20 protein-coding genes and 2 pseudogenes are annotated in these 18809 nt (G+C 64.4%); 14 read left to right on the forward strand and 8 right to left on the reverse strand.

Features of this window, described 5'->3' with window-relative positions; genetic code table 11:
• Positions 1–57: 57 nt before the first annotated feature.
• The 4 genes from E5678_RS22575 to E5678_RS04805 all read right to left on the reverse strand — a co-directional run bounded on the left by E5678_RS22575 (position 58) and on the right by E5678_RS04805 (position 1097).
• The gene (locus tag E5678_RS22575; RefSeq protein WP_247596998.1) at positions 58–204 is read right to left on the reverse strand and encodes a hypothetical protein; all 147 of its coding nucleotides are present in this window, start codon (positions 202–204) and stop codon (positions 58–60) included.
• A 20-nt stretch (positions 205–224) separates the two neighbouring features.
• On the reverse strand, positions 225–344 hold the full coding sequence (locus E5678_RS22880) for a hypothetical protein (protein ID WP_348770369.1): 120 nt from the start codon (positions 342–344) through the stop codon (positions 225–227).
• Between the two features lie 117 nt (positions 345–461).
• Positions 462–590, reverse strand: a complete 129-nt coding sequence (locus tag E5678_RS22790; protein ID WP_281728098.1) for a hypothetical protein — start codon at positions 588–590, stop codon at positions 462–464.
• An 18-nt stretch (positions 591–608) separates the two neighbouring features.
• Positions 609–1097 carry a Spy/CpxP family protein refolding chaperone gene (locus E5678_RS04805; protein WP_136177471.1) on the reverse strand — a complete coding sequence of 163 codons (489 nt, stop codon included), beginning with the start codon at positions 1095–1097 and terminating at the stop codon, positions 609–611.
• Positions 1098–1575: 478 nt separating this feature from the next.
• Here E5678_RS04805 and tal point away from each other — a divergent pair, with 478 nt between their 5' ends.
• Genes tal through E5678_RS04825 form a run of 4 tightly spaced genes read left to right on the forward strand, consistent with a single transcriptional unit; the run spans position 1576 to position 7272 of the window.
• Positions 1576–2664, forward strand: a complete 1089-nt coding sequence (gene tal, locus E5678_RS04810; RefSeq protein WP_136177472.1) for a transaldolase — start codon at positions 1576–1578, stop codon at positions 2662–2664.
• Entirely contained in the window at positions 2661–4745 is a 2085-nt protein-coding gene (gene tkt / locus E5678_RS04815) for a transketolase (protein WP_136177473.1), read from the forward strand. Before tal ends, tkt begins: the two co-directional genes overlap by 4 nt.
• Complete coding sequence (gene pgm / locus E5678_RS04820) at positions 4742–6409, forward strand: phosphoglucomutase (alpha-D-glucose-1,6-bisphosphate-dependent) (protein WP_136177474.1); 1668 nt, start codon at positions 4742–4744, stop codon at positions 6407–6409. The genes tkt and pgm overlap by 4 nt, the downstream gene beginning before the upstream one ends.
• The gene (locus E5678_RS04825) at positions 6406–7272 is read left to right on the forward strand and encodes an ADP-polyphosphate phosphotransferase (RefSeq protein ID WP_136177475.1); all 867 of its coding nucleotides are present in this window, start codon (positions 6406–6408) and stop codon (positions 7270–7272) included. Before pgm ends, E5678_RS04825 begins: the two co-directional genes overlap by 4 nt.
• A 75-nt stretch (positions 7273–7347) precedes the next feature.
• Here E5678_RS04825 and E5678_RS04830 read toward each other — a convergent pair whose 3' ends face one another.
• From E5678_RS04830 to E5678_RS04845, 4 genes and pseudogenes are all read right to left on the reverse strand, one after another.
• Positions 7348–7896: a ferritin-like domain-containing protein gene (locus tag E5678_RS04830; protein WP_136177476.1), complete on the reverse strand. Its 549-nt coding sequence runs from the start codon at positions 7894–7896 to the stop codon at positions 7348–7350.
• A 44-nt stretch (positions 7897–7940) separates the two neighbouring features.
• The gene (locus E5678_RS04835) at positions 7941–8525 is read right to left on the reverse strand and encodes a BON domain-containing protein (protein ID WP_136177477.1); all 585 of its coding nucleotides are present in this window, start codon (positions 8523–8525) and stop codon (positions 7941–7943) included.
• Positions 8526–8554: 29 nt separating this feature from the next.
• Positions 8555–9304 (reverse strand): SDR family oxidoreductase, encoded by a 750-nt coding sequence (locus tag E5678_RS04840; protein WP_136177478.1) that lies wholly within the window; start codon positions 9302–9304, stop codon positions 8555–8557.
• 180 nt (positions 9305–9484) lie between these two features.
• Positions 9485–9937: pseudogene (locus E5678_RS04845) on the reverse strand (HAD family hydrolase); the annotation flags it as partial.
• Positions 9938–10213: 276 nt separating this feature from the next.
• Here E5678_RS04845 and atpD point away from each other — a divergent pair.
• From atpD to E5678_RS04895, 10 genes and pseudogenes are all read left to right on the forward strand, one after another.
• Positions 10214–11749, forward strand: coding sequence for a F0F1 ATP synthase subunit beta (atpD, locus tag E5678_RS04850; protein ID WP_136177479.1), 1536 nt, complete (start codon positions 10214–10216; stop codon positions 11747–11749).
• Position 11750: 1 nt separating this feature from the next.
• Positions 11751–12128: a F0F1 ATP synthase subunit epsilon gene (locus E5678_RS04855; protein WP_247596915.1), complete on the forward strand. Its 378-nt coding sequence runs from the start codon at positions 11751–11753 to the stop codon at positions 12126–12128.
• Positions 12121–12531: an AtpZ/AtpI family protein gene (locus E5678_RS04860; RefSeq protein ID WP_136177481.1), complete on the forward strand. Its 411-nt coding sequence runs from the start codon at positions 12121–12123 to the stop codon at positions 12529–12531. The genes E5678_RS04855 and E5678_RS04860 overlap by 8 nt, the downstream gene beginning before the upstream one ends.
• Positions 12518–12832 carry an ATP synthase subunit I gene (locus E5678_RS04865; protein ID WP_136177482.1) on the forward strand — a complete coding sequence of 105 codons (315 nt, stop codon included), beginning with the start codon at positions 12518–12520 and terminating at the stop codon, positions 12830–12832. Before E5678_RS04860 ends, E5678_RS04865 begins: the two co-directional genes overlap by 14 nt.
• Positions 12822–13508 carry a F0F1 ATP synthase subunit A gene (locus tag E5678_RS04870; protein ID WP_136177483.1) on the forward strand — a complete coding sequence of 229 codons (687 nt, stop codon included), beginning with the start codon at positions 12822–12824 and terminating at the stop codon, positions 13506–13508. The genes E5678_RS04865 and E5678_RS04870 overlap by 11 nt, the downstream gene beginning before the upstream one ends.
• Positions 13509–13558: 50 nt before the next feature.
• Positions 13559–13849: a F0F1 ATP synthase subunit C gene (locus E5678_RS04875; RefSeq protein ID WP_136177484.1), complete on the forward strand. Its 291-nt coding sequence runs from the start codon at positions 13559–13561 to the stop codon at positions 13847–13849.
• A gap of 2 nt (positions 13850–13851) precedes the next feature.
• A complete protein-coding gene (locus E5678_RS04880; RefSeq protein ID WP_136177485.1) occupies positions 13852–14622 on the forward strand; it encodes a F0F1 ATP synthase subunit B in 771 nt (256 codons plus the stop codon).
• The gene (locus E5678_RS04885) at positions 14622–16247 is read left to right on the forward strand and encodes an alternate F1F0 ATPase, F1 subunit alpha (protein WP_136180632.1); all 1626 of its coding nucleotides are present in this window, start codon (positions 14622–14624) and stop codon (positions 16245–16247) included. The genes E5678_RS04880 and E5678_RS04885 overlap by 1 nt, the downstream gene beginning before the upstream one ends.
• A 17-nt stretch (positions 16248–16264) precedes the next feature.
• Positions 16265–17164: a F0F1 ATP synthase subunit gamma gene (locus E5678_RS04890; RefSeq protein ID WP_136177486.1), complete on the forward strand. Its 900-nt coding sequence runs from the start codon at positions 16265–16267 to the stop codon at positions 17162–17164.
• A gap of 58 nt (positions 17165–17222) precedes the next feature.
• Positions 17223–18594, forward strand: a pseudogene (locus E5678_RS04895) (class II fumarate hydratase); the annotation flags it as partial.
• Positions 18595–18809: the final 215 nt, after the last annotated feature.

Below are 18809 nucleotides of genomic sequence, written 5' to 3' on the forward strand. Positions count from 1 at the left end.
AGTCATGGTGGACCTTGAATGCCCTGCGTTCCGTGCGCTGTCGCACATAGCCGCGTTTCAGACCGCCGCCCTGACCACCGCCGGTCCACCGTGCCCGGACCCCGACACGCAGATCATGTCCAGGTCGTGGGCCTTGATGGCGCGGTTCAGGGGGGCACAAATGGAATCCTGACCCGGGTTTGTTCCCCAGGGGCCGAGCAGCATGGTCTTCACGTTGGCCAAGGTCAGTGGACGATGAGCAGCGGGTTGTCCCACAGGAAAATCTGGCCGGCCGACAAGTAATTGGCGGCGCGCCAGCAGGCATCCATGTGTTGAAGCGAAGCGGGGGTCTGTGCATCGGTCATGGGTTGACGCCAAGTCCTGCGAGGTGCCGTGTCCGTGCCCGTGTCCGCGCGCTGCCGCACCTTTCGAAAATGGTGCGAGTGACCCCAAGGCGCAGGCACTGGAGGCCGGTCGTTGGGTCACTTTCGCTTGTGCAGAATGGCCCAAATGGCCACGCCAATCACCACCGCCAGCCAGATCGGCCCCCAGTAACCACCGAAGCCACCCATCCAGCCGCCGCCCCAACCCATCATGTTGCCGTAGGCCATGGTTTGTTGGCCGCGATTTCAGCGACTGCCCCAGTGGCGGCGCAGCTTGTCCCGTTGATCCTGGGTCAACACGGCGTCGATCTGTTTGCGTGCGCCGAGTTGCAACTCGAACATGGCCGTTTGTGCCTCGCTCATCGAATTGAACGACTTGCGCGCGGCAGGTTCATCGAGCGGACCCGATCCGAACAGGCCTTGCATGTGGTAGCCCTGACCGTGCACGGTGCCCATGTGTTGCCACATCCCCTTGGATGCCTGCTTGTGGATGCTGGCGATGGACTTTTTCTGCTCTGGAGTGAGATCCAGGCCCGAATACGCTTCGTTCGTGTAGCCGAACATCATGCCGGGACGCATGCCGTATTCCTTGCCGCCCATCATTCCCGACCCCATGCCGTAGCCCCCACCATCGCCGCCCATCATGCCGGGTCCCATGCCGTCGGATTGCGCCACCGCCACGCCGGTCAGCGCCATGGTGGCCGCAAGGCCTGCGAAAACATGCTTCAGCTTCATTTCAAACTCCTGGGTTGATTCACGAGACCGGGCCCATGCCAACACCCCGGGCAAGCCAGCTGGGTGCCTGTCTCAAATGCACCCTATGCCTTCAAACGGTGGCGGTCTGTGCGTCAGCGCACACCCGAAGGCACGGGGCTGCCGGGCCGTTTGCGCGCGGCTTGCCGCAAGCTTCCCCAACGTTCCCCACCGCACAGACTTCGTGCTGAGAAGCGAGCAGTCTTCCCTCTTGTGTCGGTTGGCCTCTCGTTCGTCGGCACATGTTTTTGAGCGTCGCACCCTCAGCACAACGCGCCGAGACGCTTGCACCCTTCGCCACGCGGACCGGCAGGGTTGCTTTGTTCACGGGTCCCAGCATTCCGGAGTACTCCATGACCGCTTTCACCCATCCTCCAGCCCCCACCGCCTAGGGGCAACAGGCGACCAAATCACGGCGGCTGACGCCACTCCGAACCTTCATGAACCGAAGCGCTATCACATGAACCACCCCACACACGCCTTGCACCAACTCGGTCAGAGCCTCTGGCTCGACAACATCACGCGCGGGCTGCTGCAAAGCGGCACCCTGGCCCACTACATCAGCGAACTGTCGGTCACCGGTCTGACCTCGAACCCTACGATCTTCCAGCACGCCATCGGAAGCGGCGACGCGTACGACGATCGCATCCACGAACTCGCCGATGCCGGCCTTTCAAACGAAGACTTGTTCTTCGAACTCGCCATTGAAGACCTGGCTGAGGCCGCCGACTTGTTTCGGCCGGTGTTCAAAGCAAGCGGCGGCGTTGACGGGTGGGTCTCGCTTGAAGTTTCGCCCCTGTTGGCCGACCACGCGGCCAACACCATCCAGGCCGCGAACCGCCTGCATGTGAAGGCCGGCAAGGCGAATCTTTTCATCAAGATCCCCGGCACCCCACAGGGCATCGAGGCCATCGAACAGGTGATCTTTGATGGCGTGCCGGTCAATGTCACCTTGCTGTTCTCGCGCGAACACATGCTGAACGCGGCCGAGGCCTACATGCGTGGCCTGGAGCGCCGGTTGGCGGCCGGCCGTGATCTCAACGTGGCCTCGGTGTTGTCGCTTTTCGTCAGTCGCTGGGATGTGGGGGTAAAGCAGGAAGTGGCGCCGCCCCTGCACAACCGGCTGGGCATCGCCATCGCGATGCGCACCTACAAAGCCCATGGTGAGTTGCTGTTGTCTGAGCGTTGGCAGCGTCTTGCCAAAGCCGGCGCGCGGCCGCAGCGCCTGCTCTGGGCCAGCACCGGCACCAAAGACCCTGCGGCACCTGACACGCTGTACGTGCAGGCTTTGGCGGCACCCGACACGATCAATACCTTGCCCGAGAAGACGCTGCTGGCCTTCGCCGATCACGGCCTGGTCAACGGGGTGTTGCCGCTGGACGGCGGCTACGCCGAGGTGCTGATTGACGAATTCACGCGCGAAGGCGTGAGCGTGAACGCTTTGGCCGTGCGGTTGCAGCGCGAGGGTGTTGAAGCCTTCGCCAGGTCCTGGAGCGCGCTGTTGACAGGCATCCGCGAGAAGTGTGCGGCACCGGCACAGCGCTCATGACCGCCAACGAACTGCAAGAACTCGACCAGCGCTGCACCAACACGCTGCGCACCCTGGCCATCGACCAGGTGCAGAAGGCCAACGCCGGTCACCCGGGAACACCCATGGGCGCGGCGCCCACGGCCTACTGCCTGTGGCAGCGCTTCATGCGTTTCGACCCAGAAGACGCGGCCTGGCCCGACCGCGACCGCTTTGTGCTGTCCGTCGGTCATGCCTCGGCCTTGTTGTACGGGCTGTTGCACCTGTGCGGCGTGAAGGCCGCGACCAGCCTGGAACCCGCGCGCAAAGGCCTTGCTGTGGAAATGGCCGACCTGCAAAGCTTTCGCCAGGCCGGCAGCCGCTGCACAGGCCACCCGGAACACGGCTGGACCACCGGCGTCGAGACCACCACTGGCCCACTCGGCCAGGGTGTCGCCACCAGCGTGGGCATGGCCATCGCGCAAGCCTGGCTGGGCGCCACCTACAACCGGCCAGGCTTTGCGCTGTTCGAGCACCGCGTCTTCGCGTTGGCCGGCGATGGCGACATGATGGAAGGCCTGAGCGCCGAGGCCGCCTCGCTCGCCGGGCACCTGAAGCTCAACCGGCTGTGCTGGATCTACGACAGCAACCACATCAGCATCGAAGGGCCGACAGCGATCACCTTGACCGAAAACGTCAGCGCGCGCTTCATTGCCTGCGGCTGGCAGGTGCTGCAAGTGGCCGACGCCAATGACATCGAAGCCACAGCGCTCGCGTTGCGCACCTTTGAACACACGCTCGACCGCCCGACCCTGATCGTCGTGCAAAGCCACATCGGCTACGGCGCGCCGCACAAGCAGGATAGCGCTGCGGCCCACGGCGAACCGCTGGGTGTCGAGGAATCCCGCGGGGCCAAGGCGTTCTATGGCTTTGATCCCGACGCAAGTTTCGCGGTGCCCGATGGGGTTCGCGAACACTTGCACGCCAACTTTGCTCAACGCGGCACCAGGGCTCACAAGCTGTGGTGCGCCCGTTTTGCCGCCTACCGAGCGCAATACCCCGACCTGGCCGAGCAGATCGACCAGATGCAGCAACGCGAGCTGCCCGAAGGGTGGGATGCCGCGCTGCCTGTCTTTGAACCCGACGCCAAAGGCCTGGCTACGCGAGACGCCTCGGGCCAGGTGCTCAACGCCGTCGCAGCGCACGTGCCCTGGTTGCTGGGCGGCGCAGCGGATCTGGCGCCATCGACCAAGACCACGCTGATCTTCGATTTCGCCGGCGCGTTCGAGCCCGCATCGCATGCCGGCCGCAATTTCCACTTCGGCATCCGCGAGCACGCCATGTGCGCGGCCGTGAATGGCATGGCGCTCTCCGGCTTGCGCCCGTTTGCGGCCAGTTTCTTCGTCTTCAGCGATTACGCCCGGGGTGCTATCCGCTTGGCCGCGATGATGGGCTTGCCGGTGGTCTGCGTCTGGACGCACGATTCAATCGCCATGGGCGAAGACGGCCCCACGCACCAACCGATTGAGCAGCTGGCATCGTTCCGGGCGATGCCAGGCATGGTGACGCTGCGCCCCGCCGACGCCAACGAAGTGGTCGAGGCATGGCGCGTGGTCATGCGCCTGCGTGACCGGCCCGCGAGCCTCGTGCTGTCGCGGCAGGCGCTGCCCACGCTGGACCGCACCCGCTATGCGAGCGCCGCCGGCGTGGCGCGCGGCGCCTACGTGCTGGCCGACGCCCCTGACGGCCGCCCTGATGTGTTGCTGCTGGCCAGCGGCAGCGAAGTGGCCCTGTGCATTGCCGCCTACGAGCAACTGACGAAGGAGGGCGTGAAAGCCCGCGTGGTCAGCATGCCTTCCTGGGATCTGTTCGAGCGCCAGGACCCTGTCTACCGGGAGCAGGTGCTGCCCGAATCGGTGACGGCCCGCGTCTCGGTCGAGGCGGCCTCGCCGTTGGGCTGGGACCGGTACGTGGGCCGCCACGGCACGGTCATCGCCATGCACGGTTATGGGCTGTCCGCACCCGGCCCCGTGGTGCAGGCGCACTTCGGCTTTGACGTGGCCCATGTGCTCGATGCGGTCCGCGATCAACTCGCCTGGCATGGCCGGCGGCCTATCCAATGAGCACCCATACCAGCCCGCTGGCCGGCCAGTTGGCGCCGAAGTCCGTGCTCATTGATGTTGACAAGCTCGTGGCCGCGTACTTTTCGGAACAGCCCGACCCGACCGTGGCTGCGCAACGCGTGGCTTTCGGCACCTCGGGCCACCGAGGCTCGGCGTTCGATGTCTCGTTCAACGAGTGGCACGTGCTCGCCATCACCCAGGCCATCTGCAATCACCGCAAGGGCCAAGGCATCACCGGGCCGTTGTTCATGGGAATCGATACCCATGCGCTGTCGGTGCCCGCCTGCGTCAGCGCGCTGGAGGTGTTGGCCGCCAACGGGGTGGACGTGGTGCTGGCCGCGGGCAACGCATTCACGCCCACTCCGGCCATCTCGCACGCCATCGTGAAGCACAACCGCAGCGGCGAAGGCACATGGGCAGATGGCATCGTGGTCACCCCGTCGCACAACCCTCCGCAGGACGGTGGTTTCAAATACAACCCGCCGCACGGTGGGCCCGCAGGCCAGGAAGTGACCGAGGCCATCCAGGCGGCCGCGAACGGTTTTCTCGACAACGCCATGAAGGGCGTGAGGCGCGTGCCCCATGCCCAAGCCCTGAAGGCCGCCACCACGCACCAGCACGATTTCCTCGGCAACTATGTCGAGGATCTTGACCATGTGATCGACATGGCCGCCATCCGCGATGCCAAGGTGCGCATCGGCGTCGACCCGCTGGGCGGCGCTGGCGTGCACTACTGGGCCGCCATCGCCGAGCGCTGGAAGATCGATCTGACCGTGGTCAGAGAAACCGTCGACCCGCGCTTCGCCTTCATGACGCTGGACTGGGACGGCCAGATCCGCATGGACCCATCCTCGATCTATCCGATGCAACCGCTGATCGCGATCAAAGATCGATTCGACATCGCCGTCGCCTGCGACACCGACCACGATCGCCACGGCATCGTCACGCCCGCCGCCGGGTTGCTGCCGCCGAACCACTTTCTCGCGGTGGCGATTGACTACTTGTTTAATCATCGCCCCTTGTGGGGCGCGGACGCAGCCGTGGGCAAGACCGTGGTCAGCACGCAGCTGATCGACCGGGTTGTTGCGCGCCTGAAGCACCAACTCTATGAAGTGCCGGTCGGTTTCAAGTGGTTTTCGCAAGGGCTGCTGGACGGCAGCCTGGGTTTCGCCGGGGAGGAAAGCGCCGGCGCCGCCTTCCTGCGCCGCGACGGTACGGCCTGGACCACCGACAAAGACGGCCTCATCGCTGGACTGCTTGCGGCCGAAATCACCGCACGCTGCGGGCGCGATCCGGGAACGCTGTACCTTGAGCTCGCCAGTGACTTCGGCAGCCCGGTCGCCGAGCGCATCGATGCGCCGGCGACGCCACAACAGAAGCAACATCTGGCCGCGCTGTCGCCGCAAGCCATGGTCTCAACCGAACTGGCCGGCGAGCCTGTCATCAGCGTGTTGAGTCATGCGCCTGGCAACGGTGCACCGATTGGCGGCATCAAGGTCATGTCTAAAAGTGGCTGGTATGCGGCGCGTCCGTCGGGCACCGAAGACATCGTCAAGATCTACGCCGAGAGCTTCCAGGGCCCCGCCCATTTGCAGCGCCTGCTGGTGGCGGCACAGGCCACCGTGGATGCGGCACTCACTTTTTCTGACAAGGCAACCCCATGAACATCGACACCCAGACTTTCCAGGTTGGCGAAGGCGACGAAGTCGACCTTGGCCTTTGGACCACCAACATCAAACCCATCTGCAAGTCGAAAAAGGCTTATCACAAGCTGCTGAAAGACCACGTCGATGCGTTGAGCGACCAGCAGCGCCTGCTCTACGCGTCGAACAGCCACGCCTTGCTGGTGGTTTTCCAGGCCATGGACACCGCAGGCAAGGACGGCGCGATCCGCCACGTGATGTCGGGTATCAACCCGCAAGGCTGCCAGGTGTTCAGCTTCCAGCATCCGAGCGCCAACGAACTTCAACACGATTTCTTGTGGCGCACCACGCGCGACCTGCCGGAGCGTGGGCGCATCGGCATCTTCAACCGCTCGTATTACGAAGAGGTGCTGATCGTGCGGGTGCACAGCGAGCTGCTGCAAAGCGAGCGCCTCCCCGATCCTGCGGCCAATGAAACGGTGTGGCACGGTCGTTTTCGCTCCATCGTTGACATGGAAAGGCACCTTCGTGCCAACGGCACACGCATCGTCAAGGTCTTTCTGCATGTTTCCAAGGAGGAGCAGCGCCAGCGCCTGCTGGCCCGCATCGACAAGCCCGACAAGAACTGGAAGTTCAGCAAGGCCGACATCACCGAGCGAGGATACTGGGACGCCTACATGCAAGCTTATGGCCACGCCTTGAGCGCCACCAGCACGGAAGACGCACCTTGGTTCATCGTGCCGGCCGACGACAAACACAACGCACGCCTGATTGTTTCCCAAATCGTGCTCGAGGCACTGGAGGGCATGGAGATGAGCTACCCGGTGGTCAGCGCGGCGCGCACGCGCGAGTTGAAGGCGATTCGAAAGCAACTCGCGAAGTGAGTGAGTGAGTGAGCGGGCGGGCCGGGGCTGAGGGTTCCACGGTTCGTGCATCAACCCTCTGCGTGGCTACCGCCGTCAGACTTTGTCCGTGGGCATGCCTTCCAGCAGGTCGGCCAGCTCGTCCGCATGTTCCTCTTCCACCGCCAGGATCTGTTTGAGCAGGTCGCTGGTGGTCGGGTCCTGATCGCCGAGGTAGCGGATCATGTCGCGGTAGCTGTCGATGGCAATGCGTTCGGCCACGAGGTTCTCGCGAATCATGTCGGACAGCGTCTTGCCAGGCAGGTATTCGGCGTGGCTGCGCTCGCTCAGGCTGTCAGGCGAAAAATCGGGCTCGCCGCCAAGCTGCACAATGCGCGCGGCCAGCAGGTCGGCGTGGCCCTGTTCTTCGTTGGAGTGCACCAGGAACTCGGCGCCCACGCTCTGGCCGTGGATGCCACGCGCCATGAAATGGTGGCGGCGGTAGCGCAGCACGCAGACGATTTCGGTGGCCAGCGCTTCGTTGAGCATCTTCAAGACCTTGGGGCGGTCAGCGCTGTAGCCGGCGGTGACGGCACCTTGTTCGATGTGTTTGCGCGCCTGGCTGCGCAGCGTTTTGACAGGGGTGAGTTTGTGTGAGGAGGCCATGGGAAAGTCCTTAAAATTGAAATGTGGTGTATTGGCTTATGGGCTTACTGCTTGATCATCAGATCGTTCTTCACGCTGCTGGCGCCCTCGGCGGCGCTGGCCAACTGGCCGGCCAGGTCGATCTGGCTCTGGTTGTTGACGAAGCCTGTGAGCTGCACTTCGCCCTTGAATGTGAGCACGCTGATATCAAAGCTCTTGATCGCTGCATCGGCCAACAAGGCGGTCTTGACGCGGGTTGTCACGGCCGCATCGTCGATCTTGGTGCCCACGGTGCTCGAACTTCCTTTGAGGGTGACGTCGTTCTCGACGTTCACGACGCCTTGCACAGCGCTGGTCAGCGCCATGGCCTGGTCAATCTGGGCCTGGTTGTCGACAAAGCCGCTGAGTTGCACGACGCCTTTGCGGGTTTCGACCTGCAATTCAAAGCTTTTCACGAGGTCGTCGGCGAGCAGCGCCGATTTGACGGATGAGGTGACCACGGCGTCGTCCACCTGGGTGCCGAGCGTCATGGGCGGCGCTGGGGTGGTCTCGGCCTGGGGTTCGGGGGTTTTGCTGCAGGCGCCGACGGCGGCCAGGGCGGCGAAACTGGTGGCAAGGAAGGCAATGCGGATGGGGTGGCGAGATGTCATGAAAGGCTCCAAAGAAAAAGAAAAGGGGGTCAGCGGGCGAGGTAGCCGCCATCAACCGGGTAGTAACCGCCGGTGACGAAGGAGGCCCGGGAAGAGGCGAGCCAGACCACCAGCTCGGCCACTTCTTCTGGCAGGCCAAGGCGGCCGATGGGGTGGGCCGCGATCAACGCAGCCTTCAGGTTCGGGTCTTCTTCCAGCGCGCTGACCATGGGCGTGTGAATGAAGCCGGGGCCGATTGCGTTGATGCGCAGGCCTTGGCCGCTGTAGGCGATGGCTGCAGACTGTGTGAGGCCGATCACGCCGTGTTTGGCCGCGCTGTAGGCTGGCCCGGTTGCCATGCCCACCATGCCCAGAATGGAAGACGTGTTGACGATGGCGCCCCCGCCACCCTTCAACATCGCGGGGATCTGCGCCTTCATGCCGAAGAACACTCCCGAGAGGTTGATGTTGATCACCTGTGCCCAGGCGTCCAGCGGGTAGTCGGCCAGCAACGCCATGGCACCACCGATGCCAGCGTTGTTGCAGGCAACGTCGAGTTGACCGTAGTGCGCCATGGCCTGATCCACCAGCGCCTGGGCGTCTTCGGCCTTGCCCACGTCCGACGCCGCAAACAGGGCTTCCGCACCGAGGGCACGCACCTGCTTGACCGTTTCCTGGCCCGCATGGGCGTCGATGTCGGACAAGATGAGCCGAGCCCCTTCACGCGCCGCGACGAGGGCGATGGCCCGCCCGATACCGGAGGCGGCACCGGTGACGAGCACGACTTTGTTGTTCAGCATGAGGTTTCATCCAGCGAAAGGCAACCACGGCTGGCTGGTTGCGTTGACAGGCCTTGCGCGCTCAGGGGTCAGCGGCAAAGAGATGGCTGAACTGTAGAGACCTGCCCGGCGGGCGTCTGTGCGCTGCCAGACAAAGGAGCACCTTCACACGGAGCCGTTGCTATCGTTTCAATGGTTGTTTCAGCGGCCACGAAGCCTCAGCGCGTTGCCGATCATCGAGACCGAACTCAGGCTCATCGCCAGTGCCGCGCGTGAATGGGTACAGCACGCCCGCTGCCAAGGGAATACCGAGCGCGTTGTAAACAGAGGCGAAAGTGAGGTTCTGTTTCATGTTCGCCACCGCGTCGTTGGAGAGGGTGAGCGCCTGGGCGATGCCGCGCAAGTCGGCCTTGAACAGCGTGACCTGCCCGCTGTTCATGGCCACGGTGCGGCCTTCGGCTTGGAGCTGGCTCACCAGCGCCAGCTTGTTGGTGGGATTGACGCCGCGAAGCACCCCGTCAATGTGCAACTGCGAGGCGATGGTCTGCGCGGTGGTCAGGCCAGCGCCGGTGGCCATGATGACACGCCGAGGCCCGAAGCTTTCAGTGCCGCCAGCGCTTCAGCGGTGCTGGCTTTGACCGGGTCGGGTACGGCGGTGGTTGGCGGAAGGGTCCCGTAAAAGCGCCGCTGGAAGTCCCCTGTTCCTTGTTCTCGTCCTCGCCCACGGCGGGCATCGCCAGTTCCTGGGTCGTGCCGCACTTGGAGCCATCGCCGGGCTGTTAGGGGGTGTTTGCGCCCACTGTGCAGTTGGGTCTGCGCCACATCTGTCTGGTAGCGAAAACGGTTTCTTTTTGCCCTTCGTGCGCCAGCGAACAGACTGCCTGCCCGCAACAGCATCCAATGCGGGGATTCAGGTAACACAGATCGACCATGGTGTTCAACAGCGCAGACAACAGCAAAAACCCAGACACGCCAGACCCCCACGGGGTGGTGGTGTCGGTGCGCGGCAGCGTGGTGGACGTGCGCTTTGACGGACCTCTTCCCGCCATCCATTCGGTGCTGCACGCGGGCAAAGCCAAAGGCGAGGGCGGTGACATCGCCATCGAAGTGCTGACCCAGCGCGACCAGCGCCATGTGCGCGGTGTGGCGTTGACGAGCACAGAAGGCCTGGCGCGCGGCATGGCCGTGACCAACACCGGCGCCCCGTTGCAGGCGCCCGTGGGCAAGGCCATCGTCTCGCGCATGTTTGACGTGTTCGGCAAGACCATCGACGGTGGCGAGTCGCTGGCCGGTGTTACGTGGCGTTCGGTGCACCAGGCGCCGCCGCCATTGGCTCGGCGCTCGACAGCTTCGGAGGTGTTTGAGACCGGCATCAAGGTGATTGATGTGCTCACGCCGCTGGAGCGGGGCGGCAAGGCCGGTCTCTTTGGCGGCGCAGGCGTGGGCAAGACGGTGCTGTTGACCGAAATGATCCACAACATGATCGACCACCAGGATGGTGTGAGCATCTTTTGTGGCATCGGCGAGCGCTGCCGCGAAGGCGCGGAGCTGCACGCGGCGATGAAAGAAGCGGGCGTGCTGGACAAGATGGTGATGATCTTTGCCCAGATGAACGAGCCACCCGGTGCCCGCTTTCGGGTCGGTGACGCGGCGCTGACCATGGCCGAGTACTTTCGCGACGACGAGCACCGCGATGTGCTGCTGCTGGTGGACAACATCTTCCGCTTCATCCAGGCCGGCATGGAAGTTTCCAGCCTGATGGGTCAGATGCCCTCGCGCCTGGGTTACCAGCCCACCATGGCCACCGAACTGGCGGGGCTGGAAGAACGCATCGCCAACACCGACAGCGGCGCCATCACGTCGATCCAGGCGGTTTACGTACCCGCCGACGACTTCACCGATCCGGCTGCGGTGCACACCTTCTCGCACCTGTCGGCGTCCATCGTGCTGTCGCGCCAACGCGCCAGCGAAGGGCTGTACCCGGCCATCGATCCGCTGCAATCGAGCTCGCGCATGGCCACGCCTGGCATTGTTGGCGCGCGCCACTACGCGCTGGCCCAGGAGATCCGGCAGACGCTGGCGCAGTACGCGAAGCTGAAAGACATCATCGCGATGCTGGGGCTCGAACAGCTCTCGCCAGCCGACCGCAAGGTGGTGGCGCGTGCGCGGCGCCTGGAGCGTTTCCTGACGCAACCCTTTTTCACAACCGAACAATTCACCGGGCTGACGGGCAAGCTGGTGAGCCTGGCCGATGCACTCGACGGTTGCGAGCGCATCCTGCGCGACGAATTCAACGACCGGCCCGAGAGCGCGCTGTACATGATCGGCGCGATCGGCGAGGCCAAGGCCAAGCGCACCAGCAAGGCAGAGCCGGTGCCCGCCAAGACCCCGCCCATCTCAGGCAAACAGCCCGCCCAAGGGCACAACCAGGAGCCTGCGCAAGCAGTGTCCGCTGATGAGACTTAGGGTGTTGTTGCCTTCTCAGGTGTATGCCGATGAGCCCGACGTGCTGCGCATCGTGGCCGAGACCTCGGCGGGCTCGATGGGCGTGTTGCCGCACCGGCTCGATTGTGTGGCCGCACTGGTGCCCGGCATTCTGACGTACGAGTCGGCGGCGGGGGGTGAGGTGTTCGTGGCGTTGGACCAAGGCGTGCTGGTGAAGGCCGGCGCCGAGGTGCGGGTGTCCGCAAGGCGCGCCATCGGCGGCACCAACCTGGCGCGATTGCGCGAAGCCATCGCGCAGGAATTTGCCCAGATCGACGCACAGGAGCAGGCCCTGCGCTCGGTGATGGCGCAGCTGGATGGCGGATTTATGCGCCGCTTTGCGGCGTTGACAGATGACTGAAAAAACACCCAAATCCCCGCAAAGGGCGGAGGACATCGAATTGACCGAAAAGGTGGCCAGCAAGGCCGCGCGCAAGATCAAGGCGCGTCTGGATGGTGCGCCCGGCGTGTGGTTTGGCCTGGGCATGATGGGGTTGGTGGGCTGGTCGGTGGCTGTGCCCACATTGCTCGGTGCGGCCCTTGGCCTGTGGCTGGACAGCCGTCCCACCGGCACCCATTCCTGGACGCTGGCCTTGCTGATGGCCGGGCTCACGCTCGGTTGCCTGAACGCCTGGCATTGGGTGTCCAAGGAGGACCGCAACATGCACGAAGACAACGCTGACGTCAACGCCAAGGCGACGGACAAAGGCCACATAAGTCGCAGCAACCATGATGGTGGAGACCCGGGAGATGACCATGCTTGATGTGTTGTGGCCTCTCATGGCCGGTTTCGTTTTCGGCGGGGTATTCTTCGGCGGGTTGTGGTGGACGGTGCGCCATGCGGCCGATTTCCGCTGGCCAGGGCCTTCGATGCTGGCCAGTGTGCTGTTGCGCATGGCCACCGTGCTGGGCGGTTTGTATCTTGTGGGCAATGGCGAGTGGACACGCATGTTGCTGTATTTGCTGGGCTTGCTGATGGCGCGCCTGGCCGTCACCTGGGCCACGCGCTTGCCGCCGCCGGTTTCGCCATCGAACGCATCAGGGGAGGCCCGTCATGCGCCTTAGCCCCGACGAGTGGATCTTCTGGCAGAGCGGCTTCGTGAAGCTCAACGCCACCATCGTCTTCACCTGGGTCTTGATAGTGGGCATGGTGCTCGGATCTGCCTTGATCACGCGCAAGCTGTCGCACGGAGCCACCATCTCGCGCTGGCAAAGTCTGCTGGAGATCGTGACCACCGCGATCCAGACACAGATTCAGGAGGTGGGTCTGGAGAAGCCGCGCAAGTACCTGCCGTTTCTGGGCACGCTGTTCCTTTTTGTGGCCATGTCCAGCCTGTGCACCGTGATCCCGGGCTTCGAGCCACCCACGGGGTCGCTTTCTACCACCGTGGCACTGGCCGCTTGTGTGTTCGTGGCCGTGCCGGCCTTCGGCATCGCCGAACAGGGCGTGGGCCGTTACCTCAAAACCTACATCGAGCCCACCGTTGTGATGCTGCCGTTCAACCTCATCAGCGAGCTTTCGCGCACGCTGGCCCTGGCCGTGCGCCTGTTCGGCAACATGATGAGCGGAGCCATGATCGTGGGCATCTTGCTGACCATCACGCCGTTTGTTTTCCCCATCGTGATGACGCTGCTCGGTCTGCTGACCGGCATGGTGCAGGCCTACATTTTCAGCATCCTCGCGGCGGTTTACATCGCCGCGGCCACCCGTGTGCGACCCGCTGCGGCCAAGCCCGCCTGAGCGGAGCTTTTCTCAACGGCTCCAACCCCACAACCAACCCGAGAATCCCCATGGACAGTCTGACCCTCATCGCCGTTGCCTCCATCGTCATCGCCGGCATCACCACCGGCTTTGGCACCATGGGCCCGGCCCTGGCCGAGGGTCGCGCTGTGGCCCAGGCGCTCACCTCGTTGGCGCAGCAGCCCGACGCGTCGGCCACCATCACGCGCACGCTGTTCGTCGGCCTGGCGATGATCGAGTCCACCGCGATCTACTGTTTCGTGGTGTCGATGATCCTGATCTTCGCCAATCCGTTCTGGAACGCGGCGCTCGAGCAGGCCGCCAAGCTGGCGGGCAACTGAGCATGTTGATCGACTGGTTCACCGTGGGGGCGCAGGCGCTGAACTTCATCATCCTGGCCTGGTTGATGAAGCGCTTTCTGTACAAGCCCATCCTCAACGCCATCGACGCACGCGAAGAGCGCATCGCCACCGAGCTCGCTTCGGCGGCACGCAAAGAAACCGAGGCCCAGCAACAGCGCGACGAGTTTCAGAAGAAGAACGATGACCTTCACCAGCAGCGTGCGGCGCTGCTGAAGCAGGCCCGCGCCGACGCAGCCGAAGAACGCCAGAAGCTGATGGGCGCTGCGCGCGAGGCCGCCGATGCGCTCGCAGCCCAGCGCCAGGCGTCGCTGGTTGGCGAAGCAAAGAAGCTGGGCCAGGCTTTGCGTCAGCGCACCCAGACCGAGGTGTTTGCCATCGCGCGCCGAGCGCTCACCGACTTGGCTGGCGCCAGTCTGGAAGCCAGCGCCTGCGCCGTCTTCATCACCCGCCTGCATGACCTCGAAGGCGAGCCCAAGGCCGCGCTCGCGGCGGCTATGGGGGATTCCGAAAGCGGGGTTGTCGTGCGCAGTGCCTTCGAGTTGCCCAGTGATCAGCGCCTCGCCATTCAAAACGCCATCGCCGACAGCTTGGGCGTCAAGCCCGAGTTGCGCTTTGAAGTTGAGACCGCCCTCGTGGGCGGCATCGAGCTGGTGGCCCAGGGCCAGAAGTTGGCGTGGACCATCAGCGACTACCTCACCTCGCTGGAGCGCGGGGTGAGGGAGTTGCTGCAGGCACCCGCGGTGGCACCATGATGGCCGCCACGGTCGACAACTTGCAGGCCGGGCTGGACGGCGCCTTCGCGGCGTTGGCCGCTGGCCGCGAGGCCTGGGCGCCCCAACTGGTGGCCCGCGAAGTGGGCACGGTGCTGTCTGTGGCCACCGGCGTGGCCTATGTCGGTGGGCTGCCGGGCGTGGCCTACGCGGAAATGGTCCGCTTTCCCGGCGGTTTGCTGGGCCTGGCTTTCGATGTGGACGAAACGCAGGTTGGCGTGGTGCTGCTGGGAGACCATGCGCGCTTGCAGGCGGGTGCCGAGGTGGTGCGCGAAGGCCGTGTGATGGATGTGGCCGTGGGCGATGGACTGCTGGGGCGCGTGATCGACCCCTTGGGCAGACCACTCGACGGGCAGGCCACGGTGGCCAGCGAAGAACGGTTGCCCATCGAACGGCCAGCACCGGCCATCATGGACCGCGCGCCGGTCACGGTGCCGCTGCAAACGGGGTTGAAGGTGATTGATGCGCTCATCCCGATCGGTCGCGGTCAGCGCGAACTCATCCTGGGCGACCGGCAGACCGGCAAGACGTCCATTGCCATCGATGCGATCGTCAACCAGCGCGGCCGCGACGTGGTGTGCGTGTACTGCGCCATCGGCCAGCGCGCCTCCGCCGTGGCCAAGGTGGTGGCGCGCCTGCGGGAGCAGGGTGCACTCGGCTACACGGTGGTGGTCGTGGCCGACGGCAACGACGCACCTGGTCTGTCCTACATCGCGCCCTACGCGGCCACGAGCATCGCCGAAAGCTTCATGGCAGAGGGGCGCGACGTGCTGATCGTTTACGACGACCTTACCCAACACGCCCGCTCGTACCGGGAGATCTCGCTGTTGCTGGGTCGTCCGCCGGGGCGCGAAGCATTCCCGGGTGACATCTTCTACATCCACTCGCGCCTGCTGGAGCGTGCCACCCATTTGAGCGAGCAGCTCGGCGGCGGCTCGCTGACCGCTTTGCCTATCATCGAAACCGAGGCCGAAGACATCTCGGCCTACATCCCCACCAACCTGATCTCCATCACCGACGGGCAGATTTACCTTTCGCCCACGCTGTTCCAACTGGGCGTGCTGCCGGCGGTGGACGTGGGCCGATCGGTTTCCAGGGTGGGCGGCAAAGCCCAGCTGCCGGCCTTTCGGGCTGTGGCTGGCGACCTCAAGCTGGCCTACGCGCAGTTCGAGGAGCTCGAAACCTTCGCCCGCTTTGGTGCCCACATGGATGACGACACCCAGGCGTCGATCACCCACGGACAACGCATCCGCGCCTGCCTGAAGCAGCCGGAGCTGTCCCCCTTGTCGGTGCCGGCGCAGTTGGCCACTGTGCTGGCGCTGACCGACGGTCTGTTTGATGCGGTTCCGATGGACCGCATGGTTGAGGCCGAGCAGGCCGTGGTTGACGCCGCAGGGCGCGACATGCCTGAAGCGCTCGAGCAGCGTTTGCTGGCTTCCGACAAGCTGACCGACGAAGACCGCGCGGCCATGGTGAGCCTGGCGCGTACCGCCATAGCGGCGTTTCTGCCGGAACCGAAAGAAGGCGAAGAGGGCGAAAAGGGCGAAGAGGGCGAAAAGGGGCCCGCTGGGCCTGCGACAAAAGCGCCGCCGCCTGAGCGCGGCTGAGCGCAACGCCCACCGCCATGGCAGACAGCACAGCCCACCTTCGTCGAAAGATCGGCAGCGCATCCGACTTGCACGCGGTCGTGCGCGCCATGAAGGCCCAGGCGGCGGCCAGCGTGGGGCAGTACGCGCAATCGGTGGCCGCGTTGGGCGACTACGCGCGCACCGTCGAACTCGGCCTGGGCGCCTGCTTTCGACAAGAGCCGCTGATGCCACGGCCACACGCCGCCGCGCCTGCCGAGCGGCGCATCCGCGCCGTGGTTTTTGGCTCTGACCAAGGCCTGGTCGGCCGGTTCAACGACACGCTCGTCGAACACGCGCTGCCCACCCTGTCGGCCCAAGCTGCGACGCCCGCAATCACCCAGGTCTGGGCGGTGGGCTCCCGCATGCAGTCCAGCCTGGCCGACGCAGACATCCCCATGCAGGGCAGTTTTACCGTGCCCGCCACCGTCAAGGGCATCACCCGCCTGGTGACCGACATCCTGGTCGCTGTGATCGACACGGCCCCGGCCTCGCAGGAGCCTGAAAACCCGCCTGAGCTGCACCTGTTTTACAACCGGCCCACAGGCGGCGCGGGCTATTCGCCGGTGAGCCAGCGGCTGCTGCCGCTGGACGATGCATGGCGCCTTGAACTGGCCCAGCGCCCCTGGCCAACCGCCATGCTTCCCGAGCGTCTGGGCAGCGCTGCCGAGACGCTGCGTGCGCTGATCAACGAGTTTGTCTTCGTGTCGATTTACCGGGCCAGCGCCGAGTCGCTGGCCAGCGAGAACGCGAGCCGCCTGGCAGCCATGGACCGGGCCGACCGAAACATCGACAAGATGCTGCTGGAGCTGCAAGAGCGCTTCCACCGCTTGCGGCAAAGCAAGATCGATGAGGAGCTCTCCGATGTGATCGCCGGATTCAAGGCCTTGAGCGAGTAGCCCGGTGCCCGATACGATGGTTTTTCCCGATAGAACCGACCAGGCGTAAGCCTGCGCCATGAGCAAGATCCGCAGCGAAAGCGACAGCTTTGGTTCTATTGACCTGCCGGCGAAAGCCCTGTGGGGCGCGCAGACCGCGCGCAGCCAGCACTTTTTTGCCATCGGTGCCCAGCCATGCCGCTGGACGTGATCCACAAGCTGGCCTGGGTCAAGTGGGCGGCCACGCGGGTCAACGCCGATCTGCAACTGCTGGACACCACCAAGGCGCTGGCCATCGCGGAGTCGGCCCAGCGCGCCAAAACCGGCGAATTTGATGTTGAATTTCCACTGAGCGGGTGGCAAACGGGCCCGGGTACCCAAAGCAACATGGGTGTGAATGAAGGGGAGGCGAGCCTGGCATCCCTGTCCTTGGGCGGAGGGCGGGGCTCCGAACTCAGTGTGCACCCCATCGACGACGTGAACCTGGGTCAGCCTTCCAACGATGTGTTTCCCACCGCCAAGCACATGGCCGCAGCGTTGCACTCCCAGCAATCATTGCTGCCGGCCTTGCGAGGCTTGCAAGATGTGCTGTCGGCAACGGCCACCCAATTCAGCGGTGTGGTCAAGTTCGGGAGAACCCACTGGCAAGATGCAACGCCCGTCACGCGCGGCCAGGGGTTTGGTGGGAATGCCGCGCTGTGCACACAGCATCCAGCAAGCCCTGGAAGCGGTGCATGCCTTGGCGATAGGCGGCACCGCCGTGGGTACGGGGCTCAAAACCCACCCTGAATTTGGACCCCGCGTGGTCAGTCAACTGGCTGAAAAACCCGGTTTTTCCTGGGTGCAGGCCAACAATCTGTTTGCTGCCATGGCCGGCCATGAAGCGCTGGAGGCCTTGCACGGCAGCATCAAGATGCTGGCCATTGCGCTGACCAAGATAGCCAACGACATTCGCTCGATGGGCCGTAGCCCTCGCGCCGCACTGGGCGAGCTGTGGTGTTGCCCCAAAACGAACCGGGCAGCTCCATCGTGCCTGGCAAAGTCAACCCGACCCAGGTGGAGGCGCTCACCATGGTGTGTGCACAGGTATGGGCCACGATGCGGCGATCGTCTTTGCCACCAGCCAGGGCCAGCTTGAGCCGAACGTGTGCAAGCCCTTGATCGCGCCGAACGTACAGGACAGCACCCACCTGCTGGCCGACGCGATGCGCAGTTTCACCGCACACTGTGTGTCGAACATCGGCATCAACGCCGAAAGCATGGAAGCCTATGTGCAGAGCGCCCTGATGCTGGTCACGGCGCTGTCACCCCACATCGGCTGCGACCGGGCCGCCCGCATTGCCAAACATGCCCATGCCGAAGGCAGCACGCTGCGCGAAGCGGCGCTGGATCCGGGTTGGGTCAGTGCAGAGCAGTTCGATGGCTGGGTGTACCCGCGGTATATGCTGGGCAACGGAGCGTCCATTTCGCCGCCTATGGCCAGGCAGATCAAGGGTTTCAACCTGATTTGTAGTCACATCGGCACAAAGGCTTGGTTGTGGGCATGCGTCGGGGGCATTTGCCACCAGAACCCGCCCAAACCAGGGTGCAGTTGCCTACAATGAGAGACACGCTACCTAGCTGCTGCGCACTGGGATTTTTATGTTGACCAGAAACCCCATCGCCA

Source organism: Hydrogenophaga sp. PAMC20947, from assembly GCF_004795855.1.
Lineage (GTDB): Bacteria > Pseudomonadota > Gammaproteobacteria > Burkholderiales > Burkholderiaceae_C > Hydrogenophaga.

Bases quoted from the DNA above. Each gene is read 5' to 3' on its own strand.
- E5678_RS04865 (WP_136177482.1), top strand. From the start codon at position 12,518: ATGACCATGCTTGATGTGTTGTGGCCTCTCATGGCCGGTTTCGTTTTC.
- E5678_RS22880 (WP_348770369.1), bottom strand. From the start codon at position 344: ATGACCGATGCACAGACCCCCGCTTCGCTTCAACACATGGATGCCTGC.
- tkt (WP_136177473.1), top strand. From the start codon at position 2,661: ATGACCGCCAACGAACTGCAAGAACTCGACCAGCGCTGCACCAACACG.
- E5678_RS04880 (WP_136177485.1), top strand. From the start codon at position 13,852: ATGTTGATCGACTGGTTCACCGTGGGGGCGCAGGCGCTGAACTTCATC.
- E5678_RS04885 (WP_136180632.1), top strand. From the start codon at position 14,622: ATGGCCGCCACGGTCGACAACTTGCAGGCCGGGCTGGACGGCGCCTTC.
- E5678_RS04805 (WP_136177471.1), bottom strand. From the start codon at position 1,097: ATGAAGCTGAAGCATGTTTTCGCAGGCCTTGCGGCCACCATGGCGCTG.
- E5678_RS04890 (WP_136177486.1), top strand. From the start codon at position 16,265: ATGGCAGACAGCACAGCCCACCTTCGTCGAAAGATCGGCAGCGCATCC.
- E5678_RS04860 (WP_136177481.1), top strand. From the start codon at position 12,121: ATGACTGAAAAAACACCCAAATCCCCGCAAAGGGCGGAGGACATCGAA.
- atpD (WP_136177479.1), top strand. From the start codon at position 10,214: ATGGTGTTCAACAGCGCAGACAACAGCAAAAACCCAGACACGCCAGAC.
- E5678_RS22790 (WP_281728098.1), bottom strand. From the start codon at position 590: ATGGCCTACGGCAACATGATGGGTTGGGGCGGCGGCTGGATGGGTGGC.
- E5678_RS04875 (WP_136177484.1), top strand. From the start codon at position 13,559: ATGGACAGTCTGACCCTCATCGCCGTTGCCTCCATCGTCATCGCCGGC.
- tal (WP_136177472.1), top strand. From the start codon at position 1,576: ATGAACCACCCCACACACGCCTTGCACCAACTCGGTCAGAGCCTCTGG.
- E5678_RS22575 (WP_247596998.1), bottom strand. From the start codon at position 204: ATGCTGCTCGGCCCCTGGGGAACAAACCCGGGTCAGGATTCCATTTGT.
- E5678_RS04835 (WP_136177477.1), bottom strand. From the start codon at position 8,525: ATGACATCTCGCCACCCCATCCGCATTGCCTTCCTTGCCACCAGTTTC.
- pgm (WP_136177474.1), top strand. From the start codon at position 4,742: ATGAGCACCCATACCAGCCCGCTGGCCGGCCAGTTGGCGCCGAAGTCC.
- E5678_RS04825 (WP_136177475.1), top strand. From the start codon at position 6,406: ATGAACATCGACACCCAGACTTTCCAGGTTGGCGAAGGCGACGAAGTC.
- E5678_RS04840 (WP_136177478.1), bottom strand. From the start codon at position 9,304: ATGCTGAACAACAAAGTCGTGCTCGTCACCGGTGCCGCCTCCGGTATC.
- E5678_RS04830 (WP_136177476.1), bottom strand. From the start codon at position 7,896: ATGGCCTCCTCACACAAACTCACCCCTGTCAAAACGCTGCGCAGCCAG.
- E5678_RS04870 (WP_136177483.1), top strand. From the start codon at position 12,822: ATGCGCCTTAGCCCCGACGAGTGGATCTTCTGGCAGAGCGGCTTCGTG.